The organism is Kitasatospora sp. NPDC056800 (genome assembly GCF_042789775.1).
Taxonomy (GTDB): domain Bacteria; phylum Actinomycetota; class Actinomycetes; order Streptomycetales; family Streptomycetaceae; genus Kitasatospora.
Genome location: NZ_JBHUAL010000027.1, coordinates 24,515 through 42,528, shown reverse-complemented (window position 1 = coordinate 42,528; position 18,014 = coordinate 24,515). Strand labels below are relative to the sequence as shown.

General features: G+C 69.1%; 22 protein-coding genes. 1 reads left to right on the top strand and 21 read right to left on the bottom strand.

Annotated features, from left to right (window positions below; genetic code table 11):
* Positions 1 to 11 precede the first annotated feature (11 nt).
* Entirely contained in the window at positions 12 to 1,868 is a 1,857-nt protein-coding gene (gene glmS, locus ACFRQN_RS09315; RefSeq protein WP_117488219.1) for a glutamine--fructose-6-phosphate transaminase (isomerizing), read from the bottom strand.
* A 99-nt stretch (positions 1,869 to 1,967) separates the two neighbouring features.
* Here glmS and coaA point away from each other — a divergent pair, with 99 nt between their 5' ends.
* On the top strand, positions 1,968 to 2,963 hold the full coding sequence (gene coaA, locus ACFRQN_RS09310; RefSeq protein ID WP_049649055.1) for a type I pantothenate kinase: 996 nt from the start codon (positions 1,968 to 1,970) through the stop codon (positions 2,961 to 2,963).
* A gap of 170 nt (positions 2,964 to 3,133) precedes the next feature.
* Here coaA and glmM read toward each other — a convergent pair whose 3' ends face one another.
* From glmM to rplF, 20 genes are all read right to left on the bottom strand, one after another.
* Entirely contained in the window at positions 3,134 to 4,498 is a 1,365-nt protein-coding gene (gene glmM / locus ACFRQN_RS09305; RefSeq protein ID WP_049649054.1) for a phosphoglucosamine mutase, read from the bottom strand.
* Positions 4,499 to 4,667: 169 nt separating this feature from the next.
* A complete protein-coding gene (gene rpsI, locus ACFRQN_RS09300; protein ID WP_049649053.1) occupies positions 4,668 to 5,177 on the bottom strand; it encodes a 30S ribosomal protein S9 in 510 nt (169 codons plus the stop codon).
* A gap of 45 nt (positions 5,178 to 5,222) precedes the next feature.
* Positions 5,223 to 5,666, bottom strand: a complete 444-nt coding sequence (rplM, locus tag ACFRQN_RS09295) for a 50S ribosomal protein L13 (RefSeq protein ID WP_030055846.1) — start codon at positions 5,664 to 5,666, stop codon at positions 5,223 to 5,225.
* 243 nt (positions 5,667 to 5,909) lie between these two features.
* Positions 5,910 to 7,568, bottom strand: coding sequence for an ABC-F family ATP-binding cassette domain-containing protein (locus tag ACFRQN_RS09290; protein ID WP_074003956.1), 1,659 nt, complete (start codon positions 7,566 to 7,568; stop codon positions 5,910 to 5,912).
* A 41-nt stretch (positions 7,569 to 7,609) separates the two neighbouring features.
* Positions 7,610 to 8,521: a tRNA pseudouridine(38-40) synthase TruA gene (truA, locus tag ACFRQN_RS09285; RefSeq protein ID WP_380739397.1), complete on the bottom strand. Its 912-nt coding sequence runs from the start codon at positions 8,519 to 8,521 to the stop codon at positions 7,610 to 7,612.
* 89 nt (positions 8,522 to 8,610) lie between these two features.
* Positions 8,611 to 9,084: a 50S ribosomal protein L17 gene (gene rplQ, locus ACFRQN_RS09280; RefSeq protein WP_049649050.1), complete on the bottom strand. Its 474-nt coding sequence runs from the start codon at positions 9,082 to 9,084 to the stop codon at positions 8,611 to 8,613.
* Positions 9,085 to 9,210: 126 nt separating this feature from the next.
* Positions 9,211 to 10,233: a DNA-directed RNA polymerase subunit alpha gene (locus ACFRQN_RS09275; protein WP_049649049.1), complete on the bottom strand. Its 1,023-nt coding sequence runs from the start codon at positions 10,231 to 10,233 to the stop codon at positions 9,211 to 9,213.
* Between the two features lie 129 nt (positions 10,234 to 10,362).
* A complete protein-coding gene (rpsK, locus tag ACFRQN_RS09270; RefSeq protein ID WP_030232513.1) occupies positions 10,363 to 10,770 on the bottom strand; it encodes a 30S ribosomal protein S11 in 408 nt (135 codons plus the stop codon).
* Between the two features lie 72 nt (positions 10,771 to 10,842).
* On the bottom strand, positions 10,843 to 11,223 hold the full coding sequence (gene rpsM / locus ACFRQN_RS09265) for a 30S ribosomal protein S13 (RefSeq protein WP_049649048.1): 381 nt from the start codon (positions 11,221 to 11,223) through the stop codon (positions 10,843 to 10,845).
* 176 nt (positions 11,224 to 11,399) lie between these two features.
* Positions 11,400 to 11,513, bottom strand: coding sequence for a 50S ribosomal protein L36 (gene rpmJ / locus ACFRQN_RS09260; RefSeq protein WP_003956441.1), 114 nt, complete (start codon positions 11,511 to 11,513; stop codon positions 11,400 to 11,402).
* Between the two features lie 33 nt (positions 11,514 to 11,546).
* Positions 11,547 to 11,768 (bottom strand): translation initiation factor IF-1, encoded by a 222-nt coding sequence (gene infA / locus ACFRQN_RS09255; RefSeq protein WP_003956442.1) that lies wholly within the window; start codon positions 11,766 to 11,768, stop codon positions 11,547 to 11,549.
* A gap of 194 nt (positions 11,769 to 11,962) precedes the next feature.
* Positions 11,963 to 12,388, bottom strand: a complete 426-nt coding sequence (gene mscL, locus ACFRQN_RS09250) for a large conductance mechanosensitive channel protein MscL (RefSeq protein WP_049649047.1) — start codon at positions 12,386 to 12,388, stop codon at positions 11,963 to 11,965.
* A 141-nt stretch (positions 12,389 to 12,529) separates the two neighbouring features.
* Positions 12,530 to 13,369 (bottom strand): type I methionyl aminopeptidase, encoded by an 840-nt coding sequence (map, locus tag ACFRQN_RS09245; RefSeq protein WP_117488221.1) that lies wholly within the window; start codon positions 13,367 to 13,369, stop codon positions 12,530 to 12,532.
* A 117-nt stretch (positions 13,370 to 13,486) separates the two neighbouring features.
* On the bottom strand, positions 13,487 to 14,140 hold the full coding sequence (locus ACFRQN_RS09240) for an adenylate kinase (protein WP_380739395.1): 654 nt from the start codon (positions 14,138 to 14,140) through the stop codon (positions 13,487 to 13,489).
* Positions 14,140 to 15,450: a preprotein translocase subunit SecY gene (gene secY / locus ACFRQN_RS09235; protein ID WP_030055837.1), complete on the bottom strand. Its 1,311-nt coding sequence runs from the start codon at positions 15,448 to 15,450 to the stop codon at positions 14,140 to 14,142. Before secY ends, ACFRQN_RS09240 begins: the two co-directional genes overlap by 1 nt.
* 309 nt (positions 15,451 to 15,759) lie before the next feature.
* Complete coding sequence (rplO, locus tag ACFRQN_RS09230; protein ID WP_030280790.1) at positions 15,760 to 16,212, bottom strand: 50S ribosomal protein L15; 453 nt, start codon at positions 16,210 to 16,212, stop codon at positions 15,760 to 15,762.
* A 2-nt stretch (positions 16,213 to 16,214) separates the two neighbouring features.
* On the bottom strand, positions 16,215 to 16,397 hold the full coding sequence (gene rpmD / locus ACFRQN_RS09225) for a 50S ribosomal protein L30 (protein ID WP_049649044.1): 183 nt from the start codon (positions 16,395 to 16,397) through the stop codon (positions 16,215 to 16,217).
* Positions 16,397 to 17,020 carry a 30S ribosomal protein S5 gene (gene rpsE, locus ACFRQN_RS09220; RefSeq protein ID WP_030055834.1) on the bottom strand — a complete coding sequence of 208 codons (624 nt, stop codon included), beginning with the start codon at positions 17,018 to 17,020 and terminating at the stop codon, positions 16,397 to 16,399. Before rpsE ends, rpmD begins: the two co-directional genes overlap by 1 nt.
* A gap of 48 nt (positions 17,021 to 17,068) precedes the next feature.
* Positions 17,069 to 17,452: a 50S ribosomal protein L18 gene (gene rplR / locus ACFRQN_RS09215; protein WP_030280785.1), complete on the bottom strand. Its 384-nt coding sequence runs from the start codon at positions 17,450 to 17,452 to the stop codon at positions 17,069 to 17,071.
* A gap of 3 nt (positions 17,453 to 17,455) precedes the next feature.
* A complete protein-coding gene (gene rplF / locus ACFRQN_RS09210; protein WP_049649043.1) occupies positions 17,456 to 17,995 on the bottom strand; it encodes a 50S ribosomal protein L6 in 540 nt (179 codons plus the stop codon).
* Positions 17,996 to 18,014: the final 19 nt, after the last annotated feature.

The window sequence follows — 18,014 nt, the reverse complement described above, 5'->3', positions numbered from 1 at the left end:
CGGCCGAGCGGCTACTCGACGGTGACCGACTTCGCCAGGTTGCGCGGCTGGTCGACCTCGTGGCCCTTGGCCGTGGCCAGCTCGCAGGCGAAGACCTGCAGCGGGACGGTGGAGACCAGCGGCTGGAGCAGGGTCGGGGTGGCCGGGATGCGGATCAGGTGGTCCGCGTACGGGACGACGGCCTCGTCGCCCTCCTCGGCGATCACGATCGTGCGGGCGCCGCGGGCCCGGATCTCCTGGATGTTGGAGACGATCTTGTCGTGCAGGATCGACCGCCCGCGCGGCGAGGGCACGACCACCACGACCGGCAGCCCCTCCTCGATCAGCGCGATCGGGCCGTGCTTGAGCTCGCCCGCCGCGAAGCCCTCGGCGTGCATGTACGCCAGCTCCTTGAGCTTGAGCGCGCCCTCCAGGGCCACCGGGAAGCCGACGTGGCGGCCGAGGAACAGCACCGAGCGGGCGTCGGCCAGCGAGCGGGCCAGCTCGCGCACCGGCTCCATGGTCTCCAGGACCTGCTCGACCTGCTTCGGCGCGTCGCCGAGCTCCTTGATGACGGCGAAGATCTCGTCGCCCCACTTGGTGCCGCGCACCTGGCCCAGGTACAGGGCGACCAGGTAGCAGGCGACCAGCTGGGTCAGGAACGCCTTGGTGGAGGCGACCGCGACCTCCGGACCGGCGTGGGTGTACAGCACCGCGTCCGACTCGCGCGGGATGGTGGAGCCGTTGGTGTTGCAGATCGCCAGCACCTTGGCGCCCTGCTCGCGGGCGTGCCGCAGGGCCATCAGGGTGTCCATGGTCTCGCCGGACTGCGAGATGGCGATGACCAGCGTGCCCGGGCCCATGATCGGGTCGCGGTAGCGGAACTCGGAGGCGACCTCGACCTCGCAGGGGATGCGGGTCCAGTGCTCGATCGCGTACTTGGCGATCATGCCGGCGTGGAAGGCCGTGCCGCAGGCCACGATGACGACCTTGTCGACCGAGCGCAGGTCGGCGTCGGAGATCCGCAGCTCGTCGAGGGTCAGCCGGCCGTCGGTGCCGATCCGGCCGAGCAGGGTGTCGGCGACCGCCTTCGGCTGCTCGGCGATCTCCTTGAGCATGAAGTAGTCGTAGCCGCCCTTCTCGGCGGCGGAGGCGTCCCAGTCCACGTGGTACTCGCGCACGTCGGCCGGGGTGCCGTCGAAGTTGGTGACGGTCACTCCCTCCCGGCGCAGCTCGACCACCTGGTCCTGGCCCAGCTCGATCGCCTCACGGGTGTGGGCGATGAAGGCGGCGACGTCCGAGGCGAGGAAGTTCTCGCCCTCGCCGCGGCCGACCACCAGCGGCGAGTTGCGGCGGGCACCGACGACCACGTCCGGCGCGTCCGCGTGCACGGCGACCAGGGTGAAGGCGCCCTCCAGCTGACGGCAGACCGCCCGCATGGCCTCGGCGAGGTCGCCCGCGTAGGCCTCGCCCAGCAGGTGGGCGACGACCTCGGTGTCGGTCTCGGACCGGAGGGTGTGGCCGCGCTCGGCGATCTCGGCGCGCAGCTGGGCGAAGTTCTCGATGATGCCGTTGTGCACCACCGCGACCCGCTCGCGGTCGTCCAGGTGGGGGTGGGCGTTGGCGTCCGTCGGGCCGCCGTGGGTGGCCCAGCGGGTGTGGCCGATGCCGGTGGTGCCGCCGGGCAGAGGGGTCTCGGCGAGCGACTTCTCCAGGTTGGCGAGCTTGCCCGCCCGCTTGTCGGTGGCCAGGCTCCACTGCCCTTCGGAGTCCTGGACCTGCACCGCGACACCGGCCGAGTCGTAGCCCCGGTACTCCAGTCGCTGCAAGCCTGCGATTACTACGTCGAGGGCGGTCTGAGCGCCCACGTATCCAACAATTCCGCACATGCGTGCCAGCATAAGGGCGGTTCTGTGGCCGTTTTCCCGCCGCGCGGGAACACTGCGTGACCGACACCACAGCCACCGTGAACGCCGCGACGGCTCACAATGGAGCATGTGCTGACCGAACTCTGTACGCCGGGCGCCGCCACGCCCGGCCCGTCCCCGTCCCCCTACGTGGACCTCAGCCGGGCCGAGTGGAGCGCGCTGCGCGAGCGTACGCCGCTGCCGCTGACCGCCGAGGAGGTGGAACGGCTGCGCGGCCTCGGGACCGCCCTCGACCTGGACGAGGTCCGCGACGTCTACCTGCCGCTGTCGCGCCTGCTGAACCTGTACATCCACGCCACGCACGAGCTGCGCGGGACGCTGGGCACGTTCCTGGACACCCCGGACACCGAGCGCACCCGCACCCCGTTCATCATCGGCGTGGCCGGCTCCGTCGCGGTCGGCAAGTCCACCACCGCCCGTCTGCTGCAGGCGCTGCTGGCCCGCTGGCCCGAGCACCCCCGGGTCGAACTGGTCACCACCGACGGCTTCCTGCTCCCCAACGCCGAGCTGCGCCGCCGCGGCCTGATGGCCCGCAAGGGCTTCCCGGAGTCGTACGACCGCCGGGCGCTGATGCGCTTCGTCGCGGACGTGAAGGCGGGCAAGGAGCGGGTCAGCGCGCCGGTCTACTCGCACCTGGTGTACGACATCGTGCAGGGCGAGCGGCTGACCGTGGAGCGCCCGGACATCCTGATCGTCGAGGGCCTGAACGTGCTCCAGCCGGCCCTGCCCGGCAGCGACGGCCGCACCCGCCTCGCGGTGGCCGACTACTTCGACTTCTCGATCTACGTCGACGCCCGGACCGACGACATCGAGCACTGGTACCTGGACCGCTTCCGCAAGCTGCGGCAGACCGCCTTCCAGGACCCGAACTCCTACTTCCGCCGCTTCACCGAGGTGCCGGAGGAGGAGGCGATGGAGTACGGCCGGCAGGTCTGGCGCACCATCAACAAGCCCAACCTGCTGGAGAACGTGCTGCCGACCCGCGGCCGGGCCACCCTGATCCTCCAGAAGGGCCAGGACCACAAGGTCCGCCGGGCCCTGCTGCGCAAGCTCTGAGCCCACCCCGACGAGCCCACCCCGAAGAGCCCACCCCGACGAGCGCACCCCGACGAGCGCACCCCGAAGAGCGCCCCCCGAGGGGCGCGCCCGGGGAGGCACCTCCGGAGGAGCGCACGACACGAAGGGCCCCCGCGGCGCGCGGGGGCCCTTCACCGTGTCTCCGGGGCTCAGCCCAGGTGGGTGCGCACGGCCTCGGCCAGGCGCTGCCCGACCGTCTCGGCCTGTGCCGGGTCGGCGGCCTCGACCATCACCCGGACCAGCGGCTCGGTGCCCGACGGGCGCAGCAGCACCCGGCCGGTGGAGCCCAGCTCGGCCTCGGCCTCGGCGACCGCGGCGGCCAGCTCGGTGCTGGTCCTCACCCGGGACTTGTCGACGCCCTTGACGTTGATCAGCACCTGCGGCAGCCGGGTCATCACGGCGGCCAGGTCGGCCAGCGGCTGCTTGGTGGCGGCCAGCCGGGCGCCCAGCATCAGGCCGGTCAGGGTGCCGTCACCGGTGGTGGCGTGGTCCAGCAGGATCACGTGGCCGGACTGCTCGCCGCCCAGCGCGAAGCCGTGCTCCTTCATCGCCTCCAGCACGTAGCGGTCGCCGACGGCGGTCTCCACCAGCTCGACGCCCTCGCGCTCCATCGCCAGCTTGAAGCCGAGGTTGGACATCACGGTGGCCACGGCGGTGTTGCCGCGCAGGGTGCCGGCCTCCTTCATGGCGATCGCGAGGATGGCGATGATCTGGTCGCCGTCCACCTCGTTGCCCTCGGCGTCGGCGGCCAGGCAGCGGTCGGCGTCCCCGTCCAGGGCGATGCCGAGGTCGGCCCGGTGCTCCTTCATGGCGACGCGCAGCCGGTCCAGGTGGGTGGAGCCGACGCCGTCGTTGATGTTGAGGCCGGTGGGCTCGGCCCCCAGGGTGTGGACCACCTCGGCGCCGGCCCGGGCGAAGGCCTCGGGGGCGACGTAGGCGGCCGCGCCGTGGGCGCCGTCGATGACGACCTTGATGCCGTCCAGGCGGTTGGGCAGCACGCCGATCAGGTGGGCGACGTACTTGTCGAAGCCCTCGGTGTACTCGCGCACCCGGCCGACGGCCGCGCCGGTCGGACGGTTCCAGTCCTCGTCGCCGAGGGTGTGCTTGCGGTAGTGGGTCTCGATCGCGTCCTCGATGCGGTCGTCCAGCTTGTGGCCGCCGCGGGCGAGGAACTTGATGCCGTTGTCCGGCATGGCGTTGTGGCTGGCGGACAGCATCACGCCGAAGTCGGCGCCGAGCGCGCCGGTGAGGTACGCCACGGCCGGGGTGGGCAGGACGCCGACCCGCAGGACGTCGACGCCGGCGCTCGCCAGACCGGCGATGACGGCGGCCTCCAGGAACTCGCCCGAGGCGCGCGGGTCACGGCCGACCACCGCGACCGGCCGGTGGCCGTCGAAGGCGCCGGCCTCGCCGAGCACATGGGCCGCGGCGACCGACAGGCCGAGCGCCAGCTCCGCCGTCAGGCCCTCGTTGGCCACCCCGCGCACGCCGTCCGTACCGAAGAGTCGTCCCACTGTCCCGTCCTCCATCACCACTGCTCGGAACCCAAACCGATGATCCCGGCCGCCGCGCAGTAGCCGGGGAACACGTCGCCCCGGAGTACGCGAGGTACTCCGGGGCGACGGTTTTTCGCGCAACCAGGGGGTGCGCCGCCAGGGCGGACCGCACCCCCGGGGGAGGCGATTAGCGCTTGCTGTACTGCGGCGCCTTGCGGGCCTTCTTCAGACCGGCCTTCTTGCGCTCGACGGCGCGGGCGTCACGGGTCAGGAAGCCGGCCTTCTTCAGCGCGCCGCGGTTGTTGTCCACGTCGGCCTCGTTCAGGGCACGGGCGACGCCGAGGCGCAGCGCGTAGGCCTGGCCGGAGACGCCGCCACCGCTGATGCGGGCGACGACGTCGTAACGGCCGTCCAGCTCGAGGAGCTTGAAGGGCTCGTTCACGGTCTGCTGGTGCACCTTGTTGGGGAAGTAACCCTCGAGGGTGCGACCGTTGATCTTCCACTGGCCGGTGCCGGGGACGATGCGCACGCGGGCGATCGCCTCCTTGCGACGGCCCAGGCCGGCGCCGGGGACGGCCTCGCCGAAGCGGCCGGCCAGCGACTCGGAGGTGTAGCTCTCCTCGGAGGTGTACTCGCCCTCGACGGCCTCAACGGCCTCGTCGAAGTCGACCTCAAGGGTTTCAGTGGTCTCGGCCACGGTGTTCCTCAGCTCTTTTCAGTGTTGGGGGGCTTGGTGGCCGAATTACTGCGCGACCTGGGTGATCTCGAACGGCACCGGCTGCTGGGCAGCGTGGGGGTGCTGGTCGCCCGAGTAGACCTTCAGCTTCGAGAGCATCTGGCGGCCCAGGCTGTTCTTGGGGATCATGCCCTTGATGGCCTTCTCGACGGCCTTCTCCGGGTTGTTCGCCAGCAGGTCGTCGTAGCGCACCGAGCGCAGACCGCCCGGGAAGCCCGAGTGGCGGTAGGCCAGCTTCTGGGTCTTCTTGTTACCGGACAGGTGCACCTTGTCGGCGTTGATGATGATGACGAAGTCACCAGTGTCAACGTGCGGCGCGTAGATCGCCTTGTGCTTGCCCCGGAGGAGGTTGGCGGCCTGGGAGGCCAGGCGGCCGAGCACGACGTCGGTCGCGTCGATGACGTGCCACTGACGCTGGACGTCGCCGGGCTTGGGGCTGTACGTACGCACGGTCGTAGCCTTCGCTTTTCAGTGAGTGAGTCCTGACAGGAGCACCCGGACGGCAGAGCAGCCTGGCCAACCTTGGACGCAATTCAAGGGTGACCGCTGGTCGACGACCTGATGTCTCCGGCGTACCGACCTCTCACGTGAGATAGAGCGAGCCAATACGCACATCAAGCGTCCAGGTTACCGGCCGGATCCGAAGGGGTCAAAAATGGGTCGGCTCCTTCCGGCCGGAGGCCCGGCCGTCACTCAGCGTTCGCGCTCCACGCGGGTCACGTCCCAGACCGGTTCCGGCGACTCGAACACCCGGCCGTCCGCGCCGAACACCAGGAAACGGTCGAAGGTCTTGGCGAACCAGCGGTCGTGGGTGACGCACAGCACGGTGCCCTCGAAGGCCTCCAGGCCGGCCTGCAGCGCCTCGGCGCTCTCCAGGTCCAGGTTGTCGGTCGGCTCGTCCAGCAACAGGGCCGTGACACCGGAGAGTTCGAGCTTGAGGATCATCAGCCGGGCCTGCTGCCCGCCGGACAGCGACTCGAACTTCTGCTCCTCCTGGCGGTCCAGCTCGTACCGGCGCAGCGCCCCCATCGCGGCGCCGCGGCTGAGCGCGTGCTCCTCCTCGACGATCGACCGCACGGTGCGGCCGAACAGTTCCGGGTGGGCGTGGGTCTGCCGGAAGTGGCCGGGCACGACCCGGGCGCCGAGCTTCCAGGCGCCGGTGTGCTCGACGGTCTCGTCCCCCGCGAGCAGCCGCAGCAGGTGCGACTTGCCGGCGCCGTTGGCGCCCAGCACCGCGACCCGCTCGCCGTAGAAGACCTCCAGGTCGAAGGGCCGCATCAGGCCGGTGAGCTCCAGCTGCTCCAGGGTGAAGGAGCGCACACCGGTGCGCCCGCCCTTGAGCCGCATGGTGATGCTCTGCTCGCGCGGGGGCTCCTCCGGCCGCCCGGCCTCCTCGAACTTCTTCAGCCGGGTCTGGGCGGCGGCGTAGCGGGTGGCCAGGGCGTGGCTGACGGCGGCGGCCTGGCGCAGGGTGACGACCAGCTTCTTGAGCTTGGCGTGCTCCTCGTCCCAGCGCCGGCCGAGCTCCTCGAACCGCGCGAAGCGGTCCTTGCGGGCCTCGTGGAAGGAGTCGAAGCCGCCGCCGTGCACCCAGACGCTGCTGCCCGCCGCGCCGGACTCCACGGAGATGATCTTGTCGGCGGTCTTGGAGAGCAGCTCGCGGTCGTGCGAGATGAACAGGACGGTCTTCGAGGTGGCCTTGAGGGCCTCCTCCAGCCAGCGCTTCGCCGGGACGTCCAGGTAGTTGTCGGGCTCGTCGAGCAGCAGCACCTCTTCGGGGCCGCGCAGCAGCGCCTCCAGCACCAGCCGCTTCTGCTCGCCGCCGGAGAGGGTGTTCAGGCCGCGCCACTGGGCCTTGTCGAAGGACACCCCGAGGGCCGCCATCGTGCAGACGTCCCAGTCGGTCTCGTAGTCGTAGCCGCCGACGTCGGCCCAGTCCGAGAGCGCCTGGGCGTAGGCCATCTGCGTCTTCTCGTCGTCCTGGGCGATCATCGCCAGCTCGGCGGCGTCCACCGCGCGGGCGGCCTTGGCGATCCGCTCGGGGGCGACGGAGACCAGCAGGTCGCGCACCGAGGCGTCGGCCGGCAGCGCGCCCGGGGTGGACTGCTGGTCCTCGCGGCCGGTGGTGCCGACGAACTGGCGCATCACGCCGAGCCCGCCGCTGATCGTCACCGTGCCGCCGTGCGGCTGGATGTCCCCCGCGATCATCCGGAGCAGGGTGGTCTTGCCGGCGCCGTTGGCACCGACCAGGGCGACCGCGGCGCCCTCTCCGACCCGGAAGGACGCGTCGTCGAACAACACGCGCCCGTCCGGCAGGTAGTACTCCAGGTGCGAAATCTCGACGTGTCCCATGGGAACGATTCTCCCAAGCGGACGCGCCGGGCCAAAACGGATTAACCGATGGCCGGCTGACCGGGCAGGGTCCGCATCCGCCGGGCCGCGCGGTTGCGCTCGGCCAGCTGGTCGTCCGGCGGGTAGCCGACCTCCTCCAGCGTGAGCCCGTACGGCCGGATCACGTTGACGGCGGAGTTGCGCACCCCGCCGGCCAGCACCTCGCCGGGGAACTCCACCGGCCGGTGCCCGTCGCCGACCAGCAGCATCGCGCCGACCAGCGCCCGGACCATGTTGTGGCAGAAGGCGTCGGCCCGCACGGTGGCGACCGCGAGCGAGCCCTCCTGGGCGGCGTACGGGTCCACCGGGACGCGGTCCCAGTGCAGCTCCAGCAGGGTGCGGATGGTGGTGGCGCCCTCGCGCTTCTTGCAGTACGCGGCGAAGTCGTGCTCGCCGAGCAGCAGCTTCGCGGCGGCGTTCATCTTCTCCACGTCCAGCGGCCGGTCGTGCCAGAGCACGTGGCCGCGCAGCAGCGGGTCCACCCCGCCGGGGTGGTCGGAGACCCGGTACGCGTACCGGCGCCAGACGGCCGAGAAGCGGGCGTCGAACCCGGCCGGCGCCTCGCCGACCCGGTAGACCCGGACGTCCCCGGGCAGCCGGCCGGCCAGCCGGCGCAGCAGCTTCTCCCGGTGCTCCGCCCACAGCTCGGCCGGCAGGTCGACGTGGGCGACCTGGCCGCGGGCGTGCACCCCGGCGTCGGTGCGGCCGGCCACGGTCAGCGGAAACAGCTCCGGGCTGCGGGTGACGACCTGCAGCGCGCTCTCGATCTCCTCCTGGACCGTCCGGCGGCCGCCCTTCTGGCGGGCCCAGCCGGAGAACTCGGCACCCTGGTAGGCGAGGTCGAGCCGGACCCGGACGTACCCGTCGGCCGGGCCGTCCTTCACCGGCGGCTGCTCGGCGCACTCGTTGACCACTGCTTCTCTTCTCCCGGGACCTCGAAGAACAAGGAACGGGCCCGCTCCCCCATCACTGGGGAAGCGGGCCCGCAACACACCTAGAGGTGTCAGGCCTGCTCGGCCTCGGCGGCGTCGGCCTTGGTCTCCTCGACCTTGGCGTCGGCCTCCTTGACGGCACGCTTGGTGGCGGCCTCGGCCTCGCCGACGGCGGTCTGCGCGACGGTCAGCGCCTCGACCAGCTCGATCACGGCCATCGGGGCGTTGTCGCCACGACGGGGACCGATCTTGGTGATACGGGTGTAACCACCCGGGCGGTTCTCGTAGCGCGGCGCGATCTCGGTGAAGAGGGTGTGCAGCACCGACACGTCGGTGATGGTCTTGCGCACCAGGCGACGGTTGTGGATGTCGCCCTTCTTCGCCTTGGTGATCAGCTTCTCCGCCAGCGGGCGCATCCGACGGGCCTTGGCCTCGGTCGTGGTGATGCGGCCGTACTGGAACAGCTCCCGGCACAGACCGGCGAGCAGCAGCGGCTCGTGGTGCGGGCCGCCGCCGAGGCGGGCACCCTTGGTGGGACGCGGCATGGATTACTCCTTGAATCTCCGACTACGGCCGTATCAGGTACCGCAGCGGGCGTACGGGCACTGTTGCCCGTACGACTTTCACGACGACGGGGGCGGTTCGTGGAACCGCCCCCGCGGCCAATTCTCTCAGTACTGCTCGGTCTCGGCGAAGTGCGAGTCGTCGAGGTCGTCGGCGCCGAAGGCGTCGGCGGCAGCGGTCGGGTCGAACCCGGGCGGGCTGTCCTTGAGGGCCAGGCCCATGCCGGCCAGCTTCGCCTTGACCTCGTCGATCGACTTCGCACCAAAGTTGCGGATGTCGAGCAGGTCGGCCTCGGAGCGGGCGACGAGCTCACCCACGGTGTGGATGCCCTCGCGCTTGAGGCAGTTGTAGGAGCGGACCGTGAGCTCCAGCTCCTCGATCGGCAGCGCCAGGTCGGCGGCCAGGGCGGCGTCCGTCGGGGACGGGCCCATGTCGATGCCCTCGGCGTCGATGTTCAGCTCGCGGGCGAGGCCGAACAGCTCCACCAGGGTCTTGCCGGCCGAGGCCATGGCGTCGCGCGGACGCATGGCGGGCTTGGTCTCGACGTCGACGATCAGCTTGTCGAAGTCGGTCCGCTGCTCGACACGGGTGGCCTCGACCTTGTAGGTGACCTTCAGCACGGGGCTGTAGATCGAGTCGACCGGGATGCGGCCGATCTCCTGGCCGGAGGCCTTGTTCTGGACGGCGGAGACGTAGCCGCGACCGCGCTCGACGGTCAGCTCCATCTCCAGCTTGCCCTTGCCGTTCAGCGTGGCGAGGACCAGCTCCGGGTTGTGCACCTCGACACCCGCCGGCGGGGCGATGTCGGCGGCGGTGACGACACCCGGGCCCTGCTTGCGCAGGTACATCACGACCGGCTCGTCGTGCTCCGAGGAGACGACCAGCTGCTTGATGTTGAGGATGAGGTCGGTCACGTCCTCCTTGACGCCCGGCACGGTGGTGAACTCGTGCAGGACGCCGTCGATGCGGATGCTGGTGACAGCGGCACCCGGGATCGACGACAGGAGCGTGCGGCGCAGGGAGTTGCCGAGGGTGTAGCCGAAGCCCGGCTCCAGCGGCTCGATCACGAACCGCGAGCGGAACTCGTCGACGACCTCTTCGGTCAGCGAGGGGCGCTGAGCGATAAGCATGGGGGGAATCCTCCAGTTGTCTTCGGCACCCACTATTTGATGCCGACAGGACCAAGCGTACGGGCTCCCGTAGAAAACGGGAGCCCGTACGAGGTTTAAAACATCACCCGCGTGCCCGAAGGCGCTGCGTCAGACGCGGCGGCGCTTCGGCGGACGGCAGCCGTTGTGCGGGGTGGGGGTGACGTCCTGGATCGAGCCGACCTCCAGGCCGGTGGCCTGGAGCGAACGGATCGCGGTCTCGCGGCCGGAGCCCGGACCCTTCACGAAGACGTCGACCTTGCGCATGCCGTGCTCCTGCGCGCGACGGGCAGCGGCCTCGGCGGCCATCTGCGCGGCGAACGGGGTCGACTTGCGCGAGCCCTTGAAGCCGACGTGGCCGGCGGAGGCCCAGGAGATCACGTTGCCCGCGGGGTCGGTGATCGAAACGATGGTGTTGTTGAACGTGCTCTTGATGTGCGCGTGGCCGTGAGCGACGTTCTTCTTTTCCTTGCGGCGGATCTTCTTCGCGCCGGCAGCCTGACGACCCTTGGGGGGCATAAGTCTGTTCTCCTACTGAGGTGGTCGGTCCGCTGACCCGCGGGCCGGAGGGATGTCCGGTTACGGGACGGACTACTTCTTGCCCGGCTTCTTCTTACCGGCGATCGCGCGACGCGGGCCCTTGCGGGTACGCGCGTTGGTGTGGGTGCGCTGGCCGCGGACCGGCAGGCCGCGGCGGTGACGCAGACCCTCGTAGCAGCCGATCTCGACCTTGCGGCGGATGTCGGCGGCCACCTCACGGCGGAGGTCACCCTCGACCGTGTAGTTGGCGTCGATGTACTGGCCCAGCTTGACGAGGTCGTCCTCGGAGATGTCGCGAACGCGGACATCCGGGTTGACACCGGTCTCGGCCAGGGTCTGCTGGGCGCGGGTACGGCCGATGCCGTACACGTACGTAAGGGCGATCTCGATCCGCTTCTCACGGGGGAGATCAACGCCGGCGAGGCGTGCCATTCAAGGCTCCTGTGGTTCTTCAGAGGTCTTGCGTGCTACCTACTCCGACACCTCACGGTGAGGGAGCCCCGGCCTCTGACCGGGGGTGGCAGTCCGTCCGGGAACGGACGGATCGGGTAGCCCGCTTATGACGTTTTCGCGTCGCGCGAAGTACTACGAGAAATGCTGAAGAGTGATCAGCCCTGGCGCTGCTTGTGGCGCAGGTTGTCGCAGATCACCATGACCCGGCCGTGGCGGCGGATCACCTTGCACTTGTCGCAGATCTTCTTGACGCTCGGCTTGACCTTCATGTTTCAGGTTCTCCGGGTCTAGATCTGACGTTCTTACTTGTAGCGGTAGACGATCCGCCCGCGCGTGAGGTCGTAGGGGCTGAGCTCCACGACGACCCGGTCGTCCGGCAGGATGCGGATGTAGTGCATGCGCATCTTGCCACTGATGTGCGCGAGGACCTTGTGACCGTTCTGCAGCTCGACCTTGAACATCGCGTTCGGCAGAGACTCGATCACGGTGCCCTCGATCTCAATGGCGCCTTGCTTCTTAGCCATGAACTGCGAGATCCACCTTCCGGGACCGGCTACCGTATGCGGAACGCTCGTGCGAACCTGGGTTCACCCCTTCCCCGGGGGGAAGAGGGCGCGCTGAAGCACGCTACGAGTGAGCCGACGGTCCATCCTACGCCAGCGCGTCCGGTGCACCAAAACGGGGGTCCCGGAAAGCGGTCGCCGTCACATCTGCTACGTCAGGCCTTGCTGAGGACCGTCAGCGGCTCGACGTGGGCGGTGCAGGCCGAGCAGCGGCGGGCGGCCTCGGGGATGTCGGTCAGGCACTCGGGGCACGGGCGCTTCGGCGTCTTCGGCTTCTTCGGCATGTAGCGCGCGGTCGCCTTGGTGATCGGCAGCACCACGCAGAAGTACAGCACCGCGGCGGTCATGAAGAACGCGATCAGCACGTTGAGGAACTGCCCGTACGGGAAGGTCACCCCCGCGATGTGCGCCTTGTACGAGCTGAAGTCGCCGGCGGCGCCGACCACCACACCCACCAGCGGGGTGAGGAAGGCGGACACGAAGCCGGTCACCACCGCGGTGAACGCGGCACCGATGACCACACCGACCGCCATGTCGACGACGTTGCCGCGCATCATGAAGTCGCGGAATCCCTTGAGCACGTGCTCTCTCCTGCATCGCTCGTAACCGGACCGGCCGGAGCCGACCACTGCCAGCGCATAAAAATAGGACAAAAGCCCTGGAGGTCCAAACCTCCAGGGCCCTGATCCCTTGTCAGCAGCGGCAGTTGAGCGCCGTCAGGACTACGCGAGGGGGTCCGGAGCTGCGGTGATGCCCAGCTTGGCCAGCTCCGCCTTGCCGCCGTCGAAGGCGGTCAGCACCAGCGGGCCCTGCTCGGTGACGGCCACCGAGTGCTCCCAGTGCGAGGCCCACGTGCCGTCGTTGGTGACGACCGTCCAGTCGTCCTCCAGCACGGTGGTGTGCGGGGTGCCGAGCGACACCATCGGCTCGATCGCCAGCACGGTGCCGGGGACGAGCTTCGGGCCCTTGCCGCGGCCGCGCTCGACGTAGTTCAGCACGTGCGGCTCCATGTGCATCGCGGTGCCGATGCCGTGGCCGCCGTAGCCCTCGGTGATGCCCCACTTGCCCTTGGGCGGGAGCGGCTGGCGGCGGATGAAGCCCTCGATCGCCTTGGAGACGTCCACCAGGCGGTTGTTCTTCTTCATCTGGGCGATGCCGGCCCACATCGAGCCCTCGGTCACCCGGCTCAGCATCTCGACCTCCGGGCGGACCTCGCCGACCGCCACGGTGATGGCCGAGTCGCCGTGCCAGCCGTCCAGGATGGCGCCGCAGTCGATCGAGATGATGTCGCCCTCCTGGAGGGCCCGGTCGCCGGGGATGCCGTGCACGACCTCGTTGTTCACCGAGGCGCAGATCACGCCCGGGAACCAGAGCCCGCCGTGGTTGGCCCGGAAGTTCGAGGTGGCGCCGTGGTCGGTGATGACCTTGTCCGCGACGTCGTTGAGCTCCTGGGTGGTCACCCCGGGGGCGACCGCCTCGCGGCAGGCCTTCAGGGCCTCGGCGACGACCAGCCCGGCCGCTCGCATCTTCGCGATCTGCTCGGGGGTCTTGATCTCCACCATCTGGTCACGCCTTCCAAGTCCGGATTACCACTGCTACCACCGTACGACGCCGAAACGGCCGGGCCACCCGCGTGGGGCGGGCGACCCGGCCGTACCGTCGTACGTTCGCCGAGAGACTCAGCTGTCCTGCTTCAGCGCCTCGATCGAGCGGGCGGTGACCTCGTCCACCTTGCCGAGGGCCGAGATGGTCGCCACCAGGCCCTGCTGGACGTAGTAGTCGATGATCGGCTCGGTCTCCGTGTGGTAGACCTCCAGGCGCGTGCGCACCTTGTCCTCGGTGTCGTCCGAGCGCTGGTACAGCTCGCCGCCGCACTCGTCGCAGACGCCGTCGACCTTCGGCGGGTTGTAGTCCACGTGGAAGACGTGGCCACCGTCGTTGCGGCACAGGCGGCGGCCGGCGATCCGGCGGACGACCTCGTCCTCGGGGACCTCCAGGTCCAGCACGCCGTCCAGCTTGATGCCCTGCTCGGCGAGGAACTCGTCCAGCGCCTTGGCCTGCCCCAGGTTGCGGGGGAAGCCGTCGAGCAGGAAGCCGTTGACGGCGTCCGTCTGGAGCATGCGGTCCTTGGCCATCCCGATGGTGACCTCGTCCGGCACCAGGCGCCCCGCGTCCATGTAGGACTTGGCCTCGAGGCCCAGCGGGGTGCCCTGGCTGATGTTCGCACGGAACAGGTCGCCGGTGGAGATGTGGGGGATGGACAGGGTCTTGGCGAGCAGGTGCGCCTGAGTACCCTTCCCGGCCCCGGGAGGACCAACGAGGACGATACGCATCAGCGGAGGAACCCTTCGTAATTGCGCTGCTGGAGCTGGCTCTCGATCTGCTTCACAGTTTCGAGTCCGACGCCGACGACGATGAGCACGCTGGTGCCGCCGAACGGGAAGTTGGTCTGCTGTCCGAAGGCGACCAGGGCGATCATCGGGATCAACGCGATCAGGCCCAGGTAGAGCGAACCCGGCCACGTGATTCGGGTCAGCACGTAGTTCAGGTACTCGGCCGTCGGTCGGCCGGCCCGGATGCCCGGGATGAACCCACCATACTTCTTCATGTTGTCGGCAACTTCTTCGGGGTTGAAGGAGATGGCGACGTAGAAGAAGGCGAAGAAGACGATCAGCAGGAAGTACGTGGCCATGTAGATCGGGTGGTCACCCTTGACGAAGTTCGTCCGGATCCACGTGGCCCAGCCGGCCTGGCTGTTGGTCAGCTGGACCACCAGGGCGGGGATGTACAGCAGCGACGAGGCGAAGATGACCGGGATGACACCGGCCTGGTTCACCTTGAGCGGGATGTAGGTCGAGGTCCCGCCGAACGCGCGGCGGCCGATCATCCGCTTCGCGTACTGGACCGGGATCCGGCGCTGGGCCTGCTCGACGAAGATGACCAGCATCACGACGATGACGCCGACCGCGACCACGGAGAGGAACTCGACCCAGCCGCCGCCGATGGTGCCGGAGGTCTTGATCGCCCACATCGAGGACGGGAACTGCGCCGCGATCGAGGTGAAGATCAGCAGCGACATGCCGTTGCCGATGCCGCGGTCGGTGATCAGCTCACCGAGCCACATGATGACCGTGGTGCCGGCCGTCATCGTGAGCACCATGACGGCGATCCGGAACACGCTGGTGTCCGGGACGATCTGGTTGGCCAGCGGGCAGCCGGAGAACAGCGCGCCGCTGGAGGCCGTCGCCACGATGCCGGTGCCCTGGAGCACGGCGAGCGCGATGGTCAGGTAACGGGTGTACTGGGTGATCTTGGCCTGGCCGGCCTGGCCCTCCTTCTTCAGCATCTCCAGTCGCGGGATCACGACGGTGAGGAGCTGGAGGATGATGCTCGCCGTGATGTACGGCATGATGCCGAGGGCGAAGATCGTCAGTTGGAGGAGCGCGCCGCCGCTGAACAGGTTGACGAGCCCGAAGAGACCGCTGTTCTTGGTCTCCTTCACGCACTCGTTCACGGCCGTGAAGCTCACGCCCGGCATCGGAATGTGCGAGCCCAGGCGGAACAGCACCATGATGCCCAGCGTGAACAGCAGCTTCTTGCGCAGGTCGGGCGTCTGGAACGCCCGCGCGAACGCACTGAGCACGGTGCCTCCTGCGCCTCCCGCGCGTCGTCGGCGGGAGGGTCGGTCCTGAATGGGGAGTTTGCGGTTCGGGCCCCCGTACAGACGGCACAGGCGAGCCTACGCGCAGCCTACAAGGGAACTCCACGGACTCTAACAGTGCGCAGCCACTCGGAAGAAGCGCGTACCGCCCCTCCCCCACTCACGGGGTACGGGATGCCCGGGTTTGCCACACAAAAGAACGAGCGCCTTCCGGCCCGATGTCCCCGGGAACGGCACGAGCCCCGCACCTCCCGGAGGAGGTGCGGGGCTCGAAGGCGGATCTCAGCGGGCTCAGACGAGCTCGGTGACCGTACCGCCGGCGGCCTTGATCTTCTCGGCGGCGGAGCCGGAGACGGCGTCGACCGTCACCTGCAGCGCAACCGAGACCTCGCCGGTGCCGAGCACCTTGACGAGGGAGTTCTTGCGAACCGCGCCCTTGGCGACCAGGTCCTCGACAGTGACCTCGCCACCCTGCGGGTAGAGCTCGGCCAGCTTGTCGAGGTTGACAACCTGGAACGTGATCTTGAACGGGTTCTTGAAGCCCTTCAGCTTCGGCAGGCGCATGTGGAGCGGCATCTGGCCACCCTCGAAGCGCTGCGGAACCTGGTAGCGGGCCTTCGTGCCCTTGGTACCACGACCGGCAGTCTTACCCTTGGAGCCCTCACCACGACCCACGCGGATCTTGTCGGTCTTGGCACCCGGGGCGGGACGCAGGTTGTGGATCTTGATCGGGTTGTCGCCCATGATCAGTCCACCTCCTCAACCGTCACCAGGTGACGGACCGTGTGGGCCATCCCGCGGATCTCGGGACGGTCCTCCTTCACCACGACGTCGTGCATGCGCTTGAGACCAAGCGTACGCAGGGTGTCACGGTGGTTCTGCTTGCTGCCGATGTACGACTTGGTCTGCGTGATCTTCAGGCGAGCCATCAGGCGCTCACCCCAGCAGCACGCGCCCGCAGCAGAGCGGCGGGGGCCACGTCCTCCAGCGGCAGGCCACGACGGGCGGCGATCTCCTCGGGGCGCACGAGGCCCTTCAGAGCAGCCACGGTGGCGTGCACGATGTTGATCGCGTTGTCCGAGCCGAGCGACTTCGACAGGATGTCGTGAATGCCGGCGCACTCCAGGACGGCGCGCACCGGACCACCGGCGATAACACCGGTACCGGGGGCGGCGGGCTTCAGGAGCACGACGCCGGCGGCCTTCTCACCCTGGATCGGGTGCGGGATGGTGCCCTGGATACGGGGGACCTTGAAGAAGTTCTTCTTGGCCTCCTCAACACCCTTGGCGATGGCGGCCGGAACCTCCTTCGCCTTCCCGTAACCGACACCCACGGTGCCGTCACCGTCGCCCACCACGACCAGCGCGGTGAAGCTGAAACGACGACCACCCTTGACAACCTTGGCGACACGGTTGATCGCGACAACGCGCTCGACGTAAGCGGTCTTCTCGACGGCGGGGGCGTTGCCCCGGTCGTCACGCTTACGGTCGCGCCGCTCGCCACCGCCGGTGCCGCCGCCGGCGCCGCTACCGCGGCGCTGGGGTCCAGCCATTGGAATTACCTCTCTCGATTACGTCCGTCGACTGAGCCGACGAGCGGCTTAGAAGTCGAGCCCGGCCTCACGAGCCGCGTCCGCCAGGGCGGCGATGCGGCCGGCGTACCGGTTGCCCGCGCGGTCGAAGACGACCGACTCGATGCCGGCGGCCTTGGCGCGCTCGGCGACCAGGCTCCCGACCTTCTTGGCCAGCTCGGTCTTGTCGCCCTCGGCGCCCTTGATGGACACGTCGAGGGTGGACGCCGACGCCAGGGTGTGACCCTTGGCGTCGTCGATGACCTGGGCGACCATGTGACGGTTCGAACGCGTCACGACGAGGCGCGGACGCACCTCGGTGCCGACGACGCGCTTGCGAACGCGGATCGCGCGGCGCTTGCGAGCGGCGCTCTTGTAGGCGTTGCCCTTGCCGATCTTGACAGAGACACTCATCGCTTACTTACCACTCTTTCCGACCTTGCGGCGGATGACCTCGCCCGCGTACTTGACACCCTTGGCCTTGTACGGGTCCGGCTTGCGCAGCTTGCGGATCTTCGCGGCGACCTCGCCGACCTTCTGCTTGTCGATGCCGTCCACGTGGAACTTGGTGGCCGACTCGACGACGAAGGAGATGCCCTCGGGGGCCTCGACGAGGATCGGGTGGCTGTAGCCCAGCTGGAACTCCATGTTGGAGCCCTTCGCCAGAACTCGGTAGCCGACACCGCTGATCTCCAGCGACTTGCGGTAGCCCGCGGTCACGCCGGTGATCATGTTCGCCACCAGCGTGCGGGAAAGGCCGTGCAGGGCCTTCGACAGACGCTCGTCGTTGGGGCGGGTGACGAGCAGCGTGCCGTCCTCGCCCTTACCGATCTCGATCGGCGCGGCGACAACGTGGGTGAGGGTGCCCTTCGGGCCCTTCACCGAGACCGCCTGGCCATCGATGGTGACGTCCACGCCAGCGGGGACCTGGATGGGCAGCCGTCCAATGCGCGACATTGCTGTACCTCCGTTTCCC